Source organism: Neptunomonas japonica DSM 18939 (genome assembly GCF_000422765.1).
In the GTDB taxonomy this organism is placed as follows: Bacteria; Pseudomonadota; Gammaproteobacteria; order Pseudomonadales; family Balneatricaceae; genus Neptunomonas; species Neptunomonas japonica.
Genome location: NZ_AUGR01000018.1, coordinates 40,814 through 57,850, shown reverse-complemented (window position 1 = coordinate 57,850; position 17,037 = coordinate 40,814). Strand labels below are relative to the sequence as shown.

Here is a 17,037-nt window from a genome sequence, read left to right as displayed (position 1 = left end):
GACAATTTGTCATTCACATGGGACATATTGGCGCGAATTATACGGATTCTTTGTGAAAAGTCTTGAAGAATTAGGTCTAGAGTACTGGTCAATTCGTAGTATACATAGAACCAACACAAGCATGCCCGGCAACCACTGATGATAGTTAACTTATTAACATTGCTTACTTTTTCACCAGTGAGACCGAATTAAGCTATATAACGTTTAAACTAAATCACAAAGAGGATGTCTACAATGTTATCCACAGATTTTGTGGAGTAAACCTTACTATAACTGTTGATTGATTTTTCTTATCTATGGCATAGCTATATACCATTTGAGAACATGCCAAAATGGGTGTTTCATTACCTTATTACTATTAAGCAACAGGACGATACTATGGAACGCGTTACTATTTTTGGAAAAGAAGGATGTGGTTTTTGTACAAGAGCAAAGCAGCTATGTGAAATAAAGGATTTGGACTTTAAGTATTTAGACATACATAAGGAAAACATCAGCCAAGCAGATCTAGAAAAAACCATTGGCAAGCCAGTTGTTACTGTACCGCAGATTTTTATTGGCCAGGAACACATTGGCGGTTACACTGAATTTTCAAATAAAGTTGCCGAATTAGGCCTTTAAAGTCTAAAGTAATACTAGTTATTGATAAATGTGAGGAGCTTTATGATTATTTTAACCACACTTGCTGTAGCCATTGTCGCTGTGTATGTAGGAAAAATATTACTAGCATCCAATCAAAACAATGAAATGCGCCCGATTAAAATTAGACCTGATGATAACCGACCACTAGACGCTCGACATCAGCGCCGCCGCTAAGCTCTCTACATAAAACGGGGTACTTCCTAATTACTCGGTACCCCATATTCTGGCGGCAAGTCCGCTCATCCTAACAGTCGGCTTCTCAATGGAAGCTGTGATCGTTTTTAACGAGCCATAAAGTGCGCAATGCTTTTTTGCGCGAGTAATGCCGGTATATACAAGCTCACGACTGATAACCTTAGCTTCTTCTGCCAATACAAGCGTAACATCATCAAACTCTGATCCTTGGCTTTTATGCACGGTCATCGCAAAGACAGTCTCATGCTGAGGCAAACGACTCGTCGAGTAGGAAACTAACTCCCCTCCTTGCTCAAACCACACCTTTAGTTGGCTAGTCTCAGCATCTTCCAAAGCAATACCGATATCACCATTATACAAACGTAAGGCACGGTCATTGCGGGTGATCATAACGGGCCGCCCAGAATACCAGCGCCCTTTCATCTGGATAAGGCCACGGTTTTGTGCCTCTTTTTCAAAAGCTATATTCAGAGCCTCGACACCAAAAATCCCTTTACGTAAGCCACATAACACACGAAAAGCAGAAAACTGTTTTATTACTTCAACTGGCTCTTCGTCTCTATTGAGAACACTCAGATAACTCCGATACTTTTCCAACATATGCTGAATCAGTTGGTCATTACCAGCAGTAGCAACAGGGATACGCTGCAAATCACTATATCCTGATGCAAACACAGTTTTAAGTTGTATGGCATCACCAGCATTCACAGCCCTAGCAAGTGCGCCTATCCCACTATCTTTAGAGAACCGGTAACTGTGTTTCAAAAATGCAACCGAATCAGCAAACGGCTGAACGTTATTAGCTTTCAAGATAGGTACATGGCACGTTTCATATAACAGCGCTGCCATCGTCTCACTGTTTACCACCTCTTCAGGAACAGAGCACACATCCCCTAAAACACTCCCTGCTTCAACCGATGCTAGCTGCTCTTTATCCCCGATTAAAATGAGCCTCGCGTGCTCAGGAAGCGCCAATAACAAACTTGCCATAAGCGGCAGGTCAATCATGGATGCTTCATCGACTACCAGCAAATCAAGATGTAACGGATTATCTGCATTATATTTAAAGGAAGTTTGTCCGGGCCTAGCGCCGAGCAAACGATGCAATGTTGTTCCTTGGTCAGGAATCATCTGTTTAATATCATCACTTACCGCAAGAGAGTCACGAGCCATACTAATAGATTCGGAGAGGCGTGCAGCGGCCTTTCCGGTGGGCGCCGCCAAACAAATAACAGGGGTTACGTCTGGGTTCTGCTGCTTCTGAATTTGTAAGTAAATTGCCAGCATTCTTGTAATCGTAGTGGTCTTACCGGTTCCTGGCCCTCCACTGATAATAGCCATTGATTGTAATACAGCGATGGCCGCCGCCACCCGCTGCCCATCAGGAGCAACATCAAGCTCACTATTAGCGACTTCACCCTCTCCAAATAAGCCATCCAGTTTTTCTTTAAGAAAAGCAGCATTGAGCTCAACGGGGTTAGCTCTGGCTAACAAGTCTCTTGCCACTTGACATTCATATTGCCAATACCGGTAGAGATATAAACGTTCTTTATCTAAGACCAGCGGTGTTAACTGCCCACCGTCTCCCAAAACCTCACGGTCTAAGAGAGTCTTCGCCGGCTGGGAAGAGACGAGCAAGCTCGCCTGATCACGAAGTGAACTAGGCCAAGCAGACCAAATAAGCTCTAATTTAGCCAAGTGAATACATACATGCCCCTCACCTAACTGCTGGCTAGTCAAGGCTGCAAGCAATACCAGCGCCTCTGGAGCGTTAGGTTGTTGCTGCATGAGCCAGCGTGCAAAGTGAAGATCTAGTGCCCTTAAAAAGCCTTGCGCATGTAAATCGTCTAGCAACTTCATACACAACCCACTTCGAATAATTTGTCTAGGGCATCAATCAACGCAAAATCTGGCTTAGTATAAAAAACACCTTGTTGAGTATCAGATAAATTCATGCCGCGAATAAACAAGTAATACACTCCACCGATGTCTGTTTCGTAGTTGTAATCTACTAAGCGGCTTCTCAACAAGCGGTGCAACGCCAATGTATAAAGAACATACTGTAGATCGTAGCGGTGCCCAATCATCGCCTGCTCCATCGCAGCTTGGTTATAATCAGCCGCACTATATCCCAGATGGTTAGACTTATAATCAACTATGTAATATCGGCCAGCGTAACGCATAGTCAAATCGATATAACCTTTGAGCATGCCCTGCAGCTGATCAAACTGTAGCTCTCCTGCACGCATCGCCAAAGGGTCATATTGACGTAACAATTGATTCAACGAAGCGGCATTTATCCCAGCAAAGGGCAATACAAACTCCATCTCAACTAAGCGGTCTTGTAGAGAAATATCCTTCAGACAACAATTCGCCTGAAGCAGAGGAACCTGTAAGGTTTGTAATACAAAGTCAGATAAAACGGGCTGCCATTCTGGTTCAAAACCACTCAGCAACAAGTGCTTCTCTAATACCTCATCAAGTTGCTGCGTTGTAACATTAGCAAAATCAATTTCTTCAAATAAGGTATGTAAAAAAGTACCGGCTACGGCACCACGATGAAATGTGAAAATATTGAAGACACCCGTGAGATCATCCTCCACAAGATCTTGTTCTTCCAATACTTCAAGGTCCAGAATCACTTCCGTAACGGGCTCTTGCGTATGAAATCTACTCAGTGCCGAATAGCTAGTCACACGCCAATCTCGCTGGATATCCCCCGAGAACTCTCTGGTAGTTAATTTATGTGATTCGAGTTCTGGTTCTGCAAACATATCCTGCGTATTTTGGTCTGGAGTAGAAGTAGGCACAGACTGTATATTAAGCGAAGGATAGCTAGCAGAAAAAAGATCAACAGCCGTAATAATATCAGGCTCCTGGCCCATCAACAGATGCCCCAGCGCACTGTTCACCGTCTTTCCTTTCTTGCTATTACGGTAACGAATATCACTCACACCCAAATAACACGCATGCACTGCACGCGTGATAGCCACATAGAGCAAACGTAAATCTTCAGCTAAACGCTCTTTTTCAACCTGCGCTTCTATCTCATCGTCATGCGCCAAACTCAACACAGCTCGTCCTTCATCATCATGAAACAGCGATGAGCTACTTTCTCGATACCGGCAAATAAAGGGCAAATAGACTAATTCGTATTCTAAGCCTTTGGATTTATGGATAGTGATAATCGTCACACGAGAGCGATCGCTTTCTAAATGCAACTGCTGCTCATCTGAATTCTGGTTAGGCGTCGCTAAATGTTCGGCAAACCAGCGAATAACACCCATCAAGCCTTCCACTTCTTGGCTCGCTTTCTGGAGCAGCTCTCCTAAATGCAACAGGTCCGTTAAGCAGCGCTCCCCGTCATTAGCTGCCAGTATTCGGTAAGACAAACCTCTGGTTGCTAGCAAGTTATGCAACATAGGCAAAACACCTAGGCGTAACCAGTGCTCACGATACTGCTGGAACTCCTCCACCAGCGCTTCCCATTCCAATTCGCTTTGGCATAAATCATCTAATTCAGACATATCCAGATGAAATAGCCCTGTTGCCAGTGCGGTACGCATCATGCGCTCGTCTGTGGGTTCAGCAATCGCCTGTAAAATATAAAAAAACTCTCGTGCCTCGACAGTACTAAACACACTTTCACGGCTCGATAAAAAAACAGAATCGACACCACAATGACGTAATGCTTGCTGGACCTCCTTCGCTTCTTTACGATCACGTACTAATACTGCAATATCCGCAGGTTGAACAGCCCGGCTACCTATCTGATAAAGCCCAGAAGCTAAAACTGACTCGATATGCTGAGCACAACCCAATGCATATTGTTTCAGGTAGTCAGCAACACTCAGCGCCTCCTCTGCCACCCAAAAGTTCAGTGAAGACTGAACCTTCCCATTAAACGTAAAAGGGCTTTTATCAGCGTGGGCTGATGCTTTTGCCGCATGAAATGGAATATCTCGATCATAAATAAAGGGGGATGGCACATATGAAAATAGAGCATTAACTGCCGTCACCATAGCACTAGACGAGCGCCAATTGGTATCTAATGTATAGTGCGCAGTAACCTGCTTACGGGCTTGCATGTAAGTGAAAATATCAGCACCACGAAATGCATAAATTGATTGCTTAGGATCGCCAATCATCAATAAAGCAGAAGGTGCTGCCGGATAAATTTGGTTAAAAATTGCATACTGTAACGGATCGGTATCTTGAAATTCATCAATCATAGCGACCGGATACTGCTTGCGAATAGCATCAGCTAGCCGCTCCCCATCCTTTTTACGTAAGGCATAAGCTAGTTGTGTCAGTAAATCATCAAATGCCAGTAATTGATGACGCGCTTTTTCTGCCTGTAAACGTTGTTTCACCTCTCCAATGGCTTGCGAAACCACGACGGCTTTTACAGGCACACGTAAATCAAATAAGTCATCTACTTGCTGAAAGATCGGATGGCTCGGGGGGGAGCCTTTAGGACAATCCTCAGCAATAACTGAATCACGAAAATAGTTCAGTTTATCCCAAGGTGCATGTGGCGTTTCCCCTTGTGCGTACGCAGAGACAGCCTCCAGCCAATTAGGTAAATTGCGCTTACTGTAGCGACGCTTATTAATACCTGAAGCATCAATTAAAGTAGTAATATCTGAGACCGACTCTAACCAATCCTGTTTAAATGCAGATAAAGCCTGCTTTTCAGCCAGCCAACCTTCTTTAAGGTTAAATTGGCTATAATCAGGCTGCTGCACAAGTTCAGGAATAGCTAAAAAACTACGTATTGCCGGCAATAACAGATCAGGCGTTTTGAACTGTTGCAGCATCTGTGCTGCCAGCTCATCAGGTGCTTGGTAAAAGGTATCTCGCCAGTAATCAAGAAGCGCTTGGCGAATAAGCGGAGCATCATCAGTTGTTAACTCTTGATTAAAAAGAGCTCCGCTCTCAAAAGCATGCTGCTTTAACATTCGCTGGCAAAAGCCGTGAATAGTAAAAATGGCCGCCTGATCCATTTCGGCCGCCGCTAGCTCCAAAAGCCGGGCCTTATCTGCGTGTTGCGATGTTTTCTCCAACAATCGGGATAGAAGAGGATCACTCGTCTGCCCGCTCATAAAAGCTTTACGTGCTTCCCGAATACGCTGCCTAATTCTATCTCGCAACTCTTGGGTGGCGGCTTCTGTAAAGGTAACTACCAGAATCTGCTCAACACCTAAAGGCATCTGTCCGTCTTCGTCACTACCCTCTTCTTCCTCGTTATTGTTCGCCCCGGAACCTAGCCCTAATAGCAAACGTAGATACAAGGCAGCCAATGTGTAGGTTTTACCCGTGCCTGCACTGGCCTCTATTAAGCACTGCCCTTTTATCGGAAGCGTAATCGGATCAAGAAGTTTAATTGTCATCTTTATCCACTTCCAAATAATTCAACATTTCACCAAATAACTGCTCAGAATAATCATAGACACCTGGTGCTAGCATTCGCCACTCAGGATAGACTCTACGAACATACGGGTTACTACAATCTCCACCTCGATCACTTTCAAAACGATTTTGGGCATCTTTACGCGCTTTTTCTTCATCTTTTTGACGTAAGCTTAACCACTTCCATGCCGGCTCAGGTATCCAGTTAAGTGGCAATCGCTGCCCTTCTAGATAAACACTCACTAAACGGCTCAATTGTGCGTAAGCCAAATCAGCAGAGAGTGGCTTAAAACTAAATTGCTCACTCAACCCACGATATACCGTACGCTCAGAAAGTCCTGCTGCACAACTGGCTAAATGTTGAATCCAGGTCATAAAACGGTGTCTGCCGGAAACTTTCGACACATCATATTTCAGCACACCACCTGAGTAGACATCATTAACCCAGCCCTGTAGTTGTAAGCTTTGCTCTAACAGCTCAAATGTGAGGTTAATTTCCAAACGACGTGATGAACCAGCCATTAAGGGCTGCATCTTTTCGTAGAGTTCGCCAATATCATGGACTCTTTTTGACAGCTCGATGTCACCAGCTTTTCCAACAGGGAGTATTCCTGCTTGGCGGATATAATGCGCTGTTGTTTGTAACCCATCACCGCGAACCGCTGACTGCAACAACCTTTTACGCAATTTATAATCAATCAACGGCTCCAGACTAAAAGGCTCCTCATCTGATAGAACGAGTTCGTCATCACGAAAATAAATCTGCATTCTTTTTTGAAAGAAAAACTGAATGGGGTGGCGGTAAAAGGCAATCAAATCATCCAGCTCAAGTACATCACTCTCTATTGCAGCTAACCTTCCTTTAATAAAGCTTTCTGCTTTACATTGTTTATTCTGAGGAATAGCCCACCGAGTGTTGTAACTAAACAGGTTATCAGCCGTTCCATCAAAATAAGCACCGCTATAAGCAGTTAAAGGATGCCCTATCAATAGATGTTCTTGAACTAAGCCTTCCTTAACGGAGAGGTCTTGCTCTTCAATCCGGTAGGCCTGATCACAATACTCCAACACTTCGCTTACCAGTACCGATGGCACCCGTTTAGAATTATCCGCAATCGAGCGACCAACATAACTGATATAAAGTGTTTCACGAGCAGACAATAAGGCCTCAAGAAACAGATAACGATCATCATCTCGACGAGAGCGATCTCCCTTGCGCGGGTGATCAACCATAAGATCAAAGCCCATCGGCGGTATTGAGCGAGGATAGTCGCTATCATTCATACCAAGTAAACAGACAACCTTAAAAGGTATGGCTCGCATTGGCATTAAAGTACAGAAATTGATTTGCCCCGATAAAAAGCGTTGTGAAGATCGCTGGCTCGATAACTGCTCTTTAAGATAGTCCTGTAATATAGCGACATCTATTTTTTGCTCAAACGCGACTTCCTGAAACGTTTCACGCAACGACTCAAGCGCTCGGTAGATAAGTTCCAAAGCCTCATGATCACGTTCGTCAGGCAGGTACATCGCATCAATCATCTGCTGTACCTGAACAATCCACTCAGTCAGTGAATGCTCACCGGCGAAGCTACTACGAAATTCATCTAATGATGTCAAAAACGCTGATAATTGCCCCAATGCAGCAGAAGATAAGCCAGTGACTCCCTCAAAGGGTGCGATATCATTCCACACCGTCTCAGCAGACCCTAACGCATAGCCACTAAAAAGGCGGTCCATACCAAAATGCCAGCTATTTTGCTCAAAAAGAGCTCCTCCCACATCCGCACGTGAAGTTTGGTCTAATCCCCAGTGAATGCCTGTTTCACTAATCCAATGACGAATGTTTTCGAAGTCTTCTTGTTCCAGCTCAAATTGTCGCAGTGTTGCCGGAAGTTCTAAAAGCTCAATGACTTCAGAGACAGTAAAACGACTATGCTTAATGCCGATAAGCTGTAAAAAACTACTGAGCAAAGGAATTTCTTGCTCCGCCGAGCGGTCAGAGATTGAGTAGGGTAAAAAATGCTTGTGCTCAGCGTTGCCAAAAACAGCGTCAATATAGGGTGCGTAATGTGTTACATCCGGCATCATCACAATAATGTCGCGAGGTTTTAATTCAGCATTACTGTCAAACATGGCTAATAACTGGTCTTGCAACACTTCCACTTCGCGTAATGCACTGTGGGCAGCATGTAGCTGAATACTTCTATCATTGGCAGAGAAAGAGATTGGTAAAATGTTTGGATCAATATTGTATTGGTCAATGTTTTCATCAATAGCTGATTCAGGAGTAGAACCTCTGTTATTCAACTCCAAAATGTCTGTTTGCAGCGCCCCCAAAAGTGTTTCATAACCCGCTTCCTCAAACAGCCCTACTTCGGGTAACTCCATTTGCTGAATAAGATGTAAATAATCCCTACCCAACTTTCCCATGGATGCTAATAAGGGATGGCCCACTTGATAAAGATCTAATCCAGAAGCACCACCCAAGCCCTGAGGTTTTGATAACCACATCCGGTTTAGTCGAGCCAAATAGCTAGGGTCAACAATATCTCCCCAATAATGCCGACACGGGTTAGCCAACATTAGATGAACATCAATTTTTTGCCCTAGTGCAGCCAATGCTTCAATATAGTTTTGAGGTAACGCTGAGATGCCAAAAACAAAAATACGTTGCGGTATACCTGCAAGGCTTACATGCTTTTCACTGAGAGCACCAATAAAGGTTTCATACATGTTTGCACGATGCCAATGTGGCAATTCTCTCTGCTCTGTATCAGTCACAATGGCCCGCCACAACACAGGCTGCCAGCGCTGATCCTCGCCACTCGCTGGCTGATTATCTCCTTGCTCCCACGATGCAATCCAATCGGGGCGGTATACAAGGTATTGATCGTAAAGGTCAGCCACTCGGGAACATAGGTGGTAAAGGCGCAGAGGCTCATCGTCTTGTTTAAGGTATTGGTTGAGTATAGAGAACTGCTCATCATCTAGATGCTCTGGCAGAATTCTCATCAACACCCATGTCATGGCTGCTTTATTGTACGCAGAACGCTCTGGTACATCTTCCAACGCTGCGACAAAGACCTTCCATAAAAAGCTAGCGGGCAACGGAAACTCTATATTAGCAGCAATACCCAAACGCTCGGCCAACTCCAACTTAAGCCATTGCGCCATACCAGGGCTCTGAACAAGGATCTGGTCTGCGATAAAAGGGTCGGCTTGAGGATCACCCTTGATCATCTCAACCAATACATCACGCAGGGTATCCAACGCGTTCGAATGATAAATCCTTAGCATGAGCCTACTCTGTATTTTTATAGATATCTTTAGTCTGCTGATTGCATCTAAGTAGCTAGCACTTCAGTATATTCAGCACTATCATCAACGGCATGTGGTTTATCGACAAAGACAAACCCTCCGTCAGTAGTCCATACATCTTTGCCTTGTTCCACCCTAATCACACCATTAAAACGTTTACCAAGATAAACGACTGCATCTTCTAATGTATCGATATCGCATAGCATCACACCACCACGATCATCTTCCGTAGAAAACAGAAAACTTTTCACTTGAATCTCCTGCTTTTAGTATCAAAACACCTATATTTTGGCTGTTTCTATTTGTATTAATATCCACATATTTCACAGACAAACGCAATACTGCATCTTACTGGAACTCAATTACAGCAGCCATTGATAAATAATTGTTTTATGTGCGATTATAAGTTTTTCTCCCTGTCAAAATCCATACAGGACGCATGCATGCAGCACTCATTGGCTACCCTAACGACACTTGTTCAAGAGATTTCAGACGCCGAAAATGCCATGACTGCAATGCAAACTATTGTAGCCCGCCTTAGCCAATTGATGGGCGTACCAGTTTGTAGCCTTTACCTTAAATCACCGGCGCGCTCTAAACTTATTCTGGCAGCAACTCAAGGTTTGTCAAAAACCTCCGTGGGTAAAATAAAACTGGGGCTAGATGAAGGGTTAGTGGGTGTTATCGCCTCAACTAAACACTCAATGAACCTTGCTGATGCGCCCTCGCATGACAAGTTCGTACTTTTCCCACAAGCCCAAGAGGCACCGTATAAACAGTTTATGGGCGTTCCACTAATTCACCTGCGTCAATTAATCGGTGTCATCGTAGTACAAAGCAAAGTAAACAAGCCTTTCCCTCAAGAAGCTGAAGCCTTCCTTATTACCATTGCTTCTCAATTAGCAGCCACGCTTTCTAACATTCAAAAATCCGGTGAGTGGATACCTAAACGCCGACCAGGAAAGTTATATAAACGCTTTAACGGTATTGTCAGCTCATCGGGCGTGGGCATTGGTGAGCTCGTTCATATTAACACCCATATTGATTTAAAAATTGAACCCGATAAAAGTGCCTCTAACCTAGAAGATGAACAAGATCTGTTTGAAACAGCCTTACAAAAAGTTATTAGTGATCTTGAGAATGGCGCGAATAAAATAAAGAAAGACTTACCAGAAGACATTGCCTCTCTGTTTTCGGTTTATCGAATGATGCTTGAAAGCCCTGAGTTAAAAGATGGGACTTTAGATAAAATTCAGTCAGGAAGCAGCGCCATGTGGTCTGTTAGAGAGACAGCATTTGAGTTAGCCACTGTATTTGAGAAGGCAGATGATCCCTATATGAGGGCTAGGGGTGAAGATGTCAAAAATATTGCTATCAAGCTGATGACACAGATGGCGAAGCATGAGCGAACAACATCTCCAGACAGTCAAACGCCTATCATTATTGCTGGTGACTTAATCAGCATCGCTGATTTATCTGAATACAATTCTTCTCAAATCCAGGGAATTATCAGCACATCAGGTTCAGCACTATCTCACACATCCATTGTAGCAAACGCCCTTGGCCTACCTGCAGTAATGGGTGTTTCTGACCTCAACATTAAGCGCTTCAGCGGCCAGCTCAGCGTAGTCGATGGTAATCGTGGCGAAGTTGTTATATCACCACCAAAAGAAATGGTACACGAATACCGCATGCTCGCTAAACATGAGCAACAATTCAACGAAACCTTAGCGAAATATAAAGATTTACCCGCTGTCACACTGGATGGATTTCATGTCACTCTGCACACAAATACAGGATTATTAGCCGACGTATCTCCTGGCTTGCGAAATGGTGCTGAAGGCGTCGGTCTATACCGCTCTGAAATCCCATTTATGGTACACGACAGCTTCCCTACAGAAGAGGAGCAATACCAAGTTTACAAAGAGGTCATAGATGCTTACAGCCCGCGCCCTGTATCGATGCGTACTTTGGACATTGGCGGAGATAAGCAGCTTCCTTACTTCTCATTCAAAGAAGATAACCCCTACTTAGGCTGGAGAGGCATCCGCTTCACGTTAGATAATACCGCTTTACAAATCGCACAAATTCGAGCCATGTTACGTGCCGCTCATGGTCGAGATAACCTGCAGATTCTTGTACCAATGGTTAGCCGTATTGATGAAATAAAAGCAATTAAAGAGCTTATCCAACAATCATTACTTGAGCTAAAGAAGGAAGGCAAACAAGTTACTAAACCCAAGCTCGGCATTATGATAGAAGTGCCTTCTGCTATGCTGTTGTTAGATAAAGTCGCTCCCTATATAGATTTTGTTTCTATTGGCTCAAATGACCTGACGCAATACCTACTCGCTGTAGACCGAAACAACCCTAAAGTCTCCAGCTTATTTGATCACCTTCATCCCGCAGTACTGGTTGCACTGCAAATGATCAAGAAAAAATGCTCAGAACTCAATTTACCTGTTTCGTTGTGTGGTGAAATGGCTGCAGATCCAGCCTCTGTACTACTACTCATAGCTATGGGGTTTGACCGACTCAGCCTAAGCGCCCATAGAATCCCCAAGATAAAATGGCTAATACGGCAACTAAAACGCGAAGACTTGCTGAAATTACTGACCAAAGCTAACGCTGCTGAAGATGAAACAGAAGTGCGAAAAGTGCTTTCTAAAAAAATTAAAGAGTTCGGTTTATAAGTTTTACAAAAGGACTTAAAGACTATAAAATCGATCCTTTAGCCTATATTTTAATATTTACCAGTAAATTTAAAAATATTTTCAAACAAAGTTCACTCATCTATAGATGGTGTTTGAATTTTTCATTAAGATGTTGGGTATATTTAACTGCAGCCAGGTAGTATCGTGCAGCCTAAAACAGCCGTACCCACTGATAACATCTATAAGTTCTATGCCCTTACAGGTCTACTTTCAACGATCACGTTAGTTGTTCTCTTTTTCCAATTGACGGAAGAATATAACAGCCGAGTGTTTGATCGCTACGTAAAAGCGTCCGTTCTTGAAGGTATCAGAGCACCCACACTAGAACAAAAAGTAACACTACAAGTTATAGATCGCCAATCTGACTTAGACGCATCGAACAAACAGTTCTATTCAATTACTCTTGGTGTACTGATTGGCTGGAGCCTTTTAGCGATGATCATTGGATTTTGGCAATGGCATACCAAAATCCAGCCGTTACACAATGAGATAAACCGACACGAACTCATTAAACTAAAACATGAAATTGTTCGTTTAAAGAAAGGCGCTAATCCTTTTTAGCGCTTAGATACTAACCAAGCCTACTGATTAGCACCCTGTAGCTTTACTTTTTTCGACAAAGCCACGACCACCAACATTGCCCAAATAACAACAGGAATCATTAAAGCATTCATTGTTTCCCACCCCATAGTGACCTCTAACCAGCCGGCACTCAATGCCGATATAGTGACCATGCCAAAGACCATAAACTCATTCGTTGCTTGGGTTTTAGCACGTTCCTGATGTGTATACGCCCCTGTCACAAGACTCGTTGCGCTAATAAACATGAAGTTCCACCCTAGCCCCAACAAAAATAGCGCACTCCAAAAATGCCATTCCGTTTTCCCATTGAGATTAATAAAGATACACGCCAACATAATAACGCCACCCAAAAGCATCATCGGTGCTGTCCCAAAACGCTGAATCAGACGCCCAGTAAAAAATGATGGCAAAAACATACCGAGTACATGCCATTCAATCACCCAAGCAGTTTGCGGAAATGAAAAACCGCAGCGGGCCATTGCCAATGGAGTCGCCGTCATTAATAAGTTCATAACGGTATAGCTCACCATACCCACAACAACAGCCACGACAAACACGGGCTGACTGGTAATCGTCAATAACGAGCGCTGCTCCCCTAGATTTGCGGAAGAAGCATTTGTCTTTGGAATTGATACGCCTGTAAGCAACAGTAACGCAAGTACATAAAGGCCAACCAAACCAACAAACGAACCTACAAACTCTTGGCTTGAAACCCAGTCCCGACTTTCTACCGCTAAAGCCGGGCCAATAATGGCAGCCAACACACCACCAAACATAACCATCGATATAGCACGGTTCTTATGCTCTGGCTCGCATGCCTCAACAGCAGCAAAGCGATATAATGTACCAAATCCAATACCCACTCCGAGCAAAGTAGTGCCAACACAAAAAAAGAAGAAGTTTTGGTACACCAATGCAACAGCAGACAATATAGCACCGATGATGCCTAGCGAGTTGCCTAGATAAAAGCCATTGCGACGACCAATCCTCTGCATTAATAATGAAGCAGGTATTGTTGCTAACATAAGCCCGACAAACTGCATCGCTATTGGTAGAGTAATGAGGGCATCTGAAGGCGACAATGATTGGCCAATTAAACCATTTACAGAAATCAGCAGTACATTCCCAGTACCTAATAGTGCTTGGCATAACGATAGCAATATAACACTGCGGTTCATTTTCACTCCTGCTGTTCTGTATTTTTCGGTTCGCCAGTATGGCAACAGACTCAAACATCAGCAATTACAAATATAATAAACCCCGACAATTCAGTGTTGCAGAGTTAGCATTAATACTGGATACAACCGGCCTGCATAAATAAAGCTCGCTCTTTATCCCATCGCAGCAAAAGCACAAATAATTATTGAATTATCAATCATAGCCTTACTACGCAAAACACAAAAACGGGTGCTAAACTGATTACCTAATACACTGGCTTTGTCATATAGAGACCTAATATGAATTTTTCGGAACTATTTGTGCTCATTATTGAACCATCAAGAGTACAAAGGACGATTATCGTTAACCATCTGAAAAGCTTTGGAATAAATAACATTGACGAGTTCAGTGATGGGCGCTCTGCACTAAGCGCAATACACCTGCAAACTCCCGATATTGTCTTATCGTCCATGCATTTACCTGACATGACAGGTACAGAGGTTGTTAAAGAAATGCGTGAGGACCCTAACCTTTGCGATATAACATTTCTACTGGTCTCTTCTGAAACGCACTATCGTTACCTTGAGCCCATAAGACAATCAGGCGCTATCGCCATCTTACCTAAGCCTTTTACACGCAAAGAATTAGGCATTTCTCTGCAAAGCACTCTACATTACTTGATTGACCTTGATACTCCAGATGAAGACAAAACAGAAGCATTTGAGAGCTTAAAAATACTTCTTGTCGATGATAGCCTAGTGTCACGTAAATATTTGCATCAGATTCTCGACAACCTAGGGATTCATGCCATTACAGAAGCAGCCGATGGAGCTGAAGCACTCAATACTCTCAAACAGCAAACATTTGATCTAATCATTTCAGACTACAACATGCCCAATATTGATGGCCGAGAGATGGTTGAGTATATTCGAACACATGGAGAACAAACTACCATTCCAATAATGATGGTCACTTCTGAACAGAACAAGAGCCAGCTTGCAGCCATTCAAAATGCTGGCGTATCAGCCTTATGTGCAAAACCGCTCTCTTACGACACAATGAAGAACACGATTGAACAGCTTGTTTTCAATAACGAGTTTTAATTACTTCAATTTAAAAATCTAATTTAGAAAGCACCATTATTAACAAAAAAGCGTATACCTACACAAATAGGTTTACGCTTTTTTATATCGCCAAGCCTACTCTTCTAATAAAGTCTCGGGGTTAAATCCCATAATTAATGCCCCCCAATGCTGCCCATTAATATAGATAGGGATTGAGAGATCATTTAGCACTTCACCAGTGTCACGGATAAAGGTTTGTAGTAGAAATGGCGCTGTATGAGTCGCTCTTCGCACTTCTGCTCGATTACCTACAAAAATACGACGGTGACGACTTTTAAGATTATCTACAGAAAAATCTCCCGTTACTGCATGAGAAACTTTAGTGTGATGAGCGGGAGCGTAACCATTTTTATCGACAGCAATAGCATAAATAAACTCAGGTCTATCACTGATAAATCCATCAAATAATGGCTGCAAGGAAGCTTCATAAGCATTCACATAGCTCACATCAAATTTTTCAGGTTTTTGCCCCTCGTTTGTACGCTGATATCTAGTGTCAAAGACATCTTGCCCATTTTCAGCCAACACATTAATTGCTTCCGTGGTTTGCTCCACCCATTGGCGCCCGGCTGTAATCATGCTTTCAAAACCACCGTATCCAATATTAAAGCGGGAAAGCAGCTCTTGAGTTTCTTCTGTTGCTAATTCCAGATCATTTGAATGAGTCTGAGACTCATCCATTTCGTGTTTAATATCATGAGCAATATTAGTGATTTCAGTAACATGGTTATGAGACTGCTTATTCGTATAAGAGAGCTCATCAATAGCAGTACTAATACCTGATAACTCAGCACTCACTAACTCAAAATCATCAACTAAACGTGTGAATTGGGCATTAGTGTTTTCTATAAAGCCTTCCGTATTAAGGACATAGCTTTGAATGTTATTTGCGCTGCTTCGCGTGTATTCAACCAACTCACCCATTTCGTTGATATTTTTATCAATTTCATGAGTAGCAACGCTAACTTTTTTAGAAAGACTGCGCACCTCATCTGCCACTACAGCAAAGCCTCTACCAGCCTCACCCGCTCTGGCGGCCTCAATAGAGGCATTTAAAGCGAGCAAATTAGTTTGTTCAGAAAATTCCTGAACCATCGTCAAGATATTGGTAATGTTATTTGAATTTTCGCTTAGTTTTTGAACGGTCTCTTGAAAACTATTAACCAACTCTCGAATAGAACGCACCTGCTCCAGTACTTTCATTAACTCATTACCAGAATTGCGCACGTCCTTCATATTAGAGCTATTATGCTCATTGAGCATACCTGTGCTTTTGGCAACACCATCAATTGAACTGGTTGCTTCTTGACTAGACTGAAATACCAGCTGAGCCTGCTCTTCTTGGCGAGTTACAGAAACAGAGGCTTGAGAGAGTACTTTTTGTAAACGTGTCGCACTTAAAGCAACACTGACGCTTCGGCGTCTAGACTCAGAAATCATTCCCTTCAAGCTTTCAGAAAATTGATTATAGCTCCCTGCCATTTCCGAAATTTCATCATGTGTATACTCAGGCAATGTCGCAGAAATATCGCCATCATTTTCTTTGATCTGCTTTAAAACATGGGTGATCGATAAGATAGGACGTAAAAACAAATGACGCATAAAGAATATGCTAAATAAAACGACTGTAAATGCAAAAAACACTGTCACTGCAGCAAAAGCTTTGAGCCCTTCTAGCTTTTCAATTAATTTTGCACTGGCTTTAGTATCAAGATTTAATTCAAAAATAAACTGAGTAATTTCATTTAAATAAGAGTACCCAATAACTAATAAAATAAGATAAGGAGTCAGCAGAAACAGAACATTCCCTATCACTTTCTTTGTCAATGAATTAAAAAACATACGTTCAATTGTTTTATATAACACTTGGTCGCTCTCATTTTATTATT

At 42.8% G+C, this 17,037-nt stretch carries 11 protein-coding genes; 5 read left to right on the top strand and 6 right to left on the bottom strand.

Going from position 1 to position 17,037, the window contains the following annotated elements; genetic code table 11:
- Positions 1-378: 378 nt before the first annotated feature.
- Together G511_RS0112665 and G511_RS24375 are read left to right on the top strand one after the other, a co-directional pair.
- A complete protein-coding gene (locus tag G511_RS0112665) occupies positions 379-621 on the top strand; it encodes a GrxA family glutaredoxin (protein ID WP_028469959.1) in 243 nt (80 codons plus the stop codon).
- A 42-nt stretch (positions 622-663) separates the two neighbouring features.
- Positions 664-816 (top strand): hypothetical protein, encoded by a 153-nt coding sequence (locus tag G511_RS24375; RefSeq protein ID WP_156905212.1) that lies wholly within the window; start codon positions 664-666, stop codon positions 814-816.
- Positions 817-846: 30 nt separating this feature from the next.
- Here G511_RS24375 and recD read toward each other — a convergent pair whose 3' ends face one another.
- The 4 genes from recD to G511_RS0112640 are packed head-to-tail and all read right to left on the bottom strand — an operon-like array spanning position 847 to position 9,821.
- Complete coding sequence (recD, locus tag G511_RS0112655; protein WP_028469958.1) at positions 847-2,697, bottom strand: exodeoxyribonuclease V subunit alpha; 1,851 nt, start codon at positions 2,695-2,697, stop codon at positions 847-849.
- Positions 2,694-6,230 carry an exodeoxyribonuclease V subunit beta gene (gene recB / locus G511_RS0112650; RefSeq protein ID WP_028469957.1) on the bottom strand — a complete coding sequence of 1,179 codons (3,537 nt, stop codon included), beginning with the start codon at positions 6,228-6,230 and terminating at the stop codon, positions 2,694-2,696. Before recB ends, recD begins: the two co-directional genes overlap by 4 nt.
- Complete coding sequence (gene recC, locus G511_RS0112645; RefSeq protein WP_028469956.1) at positions 6,220-9,549, bottom strand: exodeoxyribonuclease V subunit gamma; 3,330 nt, start codon at positions 9,547-9,549, stop codon at positions 6,220-6,222. The genes recB and recC overlap by 11 nt, the downstream gene beginning before the upstream one ends.
- Before the next feature lie 47 nt (positions 9,550-9,596).
- Positions 9,597-9,821, bottom strand: coding sequence for a hypothetical protein (locus G511_RS0112640; RefSeq protein WP_028469955.1), 225 nt, complete (start codon positions 9,819-9,821; stop codon positions 9,597-9,599).
- Between the two features lie 192 nt (positions 9,822-10,013).
- On the opposite strand from G511_RS0112640, the gene ptsP reads away from it, so the two are divergent.
- Positions 10,014-12,263 carry a phosphoenolpyruvate--protein phosphotransferase gene (ptsP, locus tag G511_RS0112635; protein ID WP_028469954.1) on the top strand — a complete coding sequence of 750 codons (2,250 nt, stop codon included), beginning with the start codon at positions 10,014-10,016 and terminating at the stop codon, positions 12,261-12,263.
- 165 nt (positions 12,264-12,428) lie between these two features.
- A complete protein-coding gene (locus tag G511_RS0112630; protein WP_028469953.1) occupies positions 12,429-12,845 on the top strand; it encodes a hypothetical protein in 417 nt (138 codons plus the stop codon).
- Between the two features lie 20 nt (positions 12,846-12,865).
- Here the strand turns inward: G511_RS0112630 and G511_RS0112625 are convergent, their stop codons facing one another.
- Complete coding sequence (locus tag G511_RS0112625; protein ID WP_028469952.1) at positions 12,866-14,044, bottom strand: MFS transporter; 1,179 nt, start codon at positions 14,042-14,044, stop codon at positions 12,866-12,868.
- Positions 14,045-14,323: 279 nt separating this feature from the next.
- Here G511_RS0112625 and G511_RS0112620 point away from each other — a divergent pair, with 279 nt between their 5' ends.
- The gene (locus G511_RS0112620; RefSeq protein ID WP_028469951.1) at positions 14,324-15,127 is read left to right on the top strand and encodes a response regulator; all 804 of its coding nucleotides are present in this window, start codon (positions 14,324-14,326) and stop codon (positions 15,125-15,127) included.
- Positions 15,128-15,223: 96 nt separating this feature from the next.
- Here G511_RS0112620 and G511_RS0112615 read toward each other — a convergent pair whose 3' ends face one another.
- A complete protein-coding gene (locus G511_RS0112615) occupies positions 15,224-17,014 on the bottom strand; it encodes a methyl-accepting chemotaxis protein (RefSeq protein WP_028469950.1) in 1,791 nt (596 codons plus the stop codon).
- Positions 17,015-17,037: the final 23 nt, after the last annotated feature.

Bases quoted from the DNA above. Each gene is read 5' to 3' on its own strand.
- G511_RS0112665 (WP_028469959.1), top strand. From the start codon at position 379: ATGGAACGCGTTACTATTTTTGGAAAAGAAGGATGTGGTTTTTGTACA.
- G511_RS24375 (WP_156905212.1), top strand. From the start codon at position 664: ATGATTATTTTAACCACACTTGCTGTAGCCATTGTCGCTGTGTATGTA.
- recD (WP_028469958.1), bottom strand. From the start codon at position 2,697: ATGAAGTTGCTAGACGATTTACATGCGCAAGGCTTTTTAAGGGCACTA.
- recB (WP_028469957.1), bottom strand. From the start codon at position 6,230: ATGACAATTAAACTTCTTGATCCGATTACGCTTCCGATAAAAGGGCAG.
- recC (WP_028469956.1), bottom strand. From the start codon at position 9,549: ATGCTAAGGATTTATCATTCGAACGCGTTGGATACCCTGCGTGATGTA.
- ptsP (WP_028469954.1), top strand. From the start codon at position 10,014: ATGCAGCACTCATTGGCTACCCTAACGACACTTGTTCAAGAGATTTCA.
- G511_RS0112625 (WP_028469952.1), bottom strand. From the start codon at position 14,044: ATGAACCGCAGTGTTATATTGCTATCGTTATGCCAAGCACTATTAGGT.
- G511_RS0112620 (WP_028469951.1), top strand. From the start codon at position 14,324: ATGAATTTTTCGGAACTATTTGTGCTCATTATTGAACCATCAAGAGTA.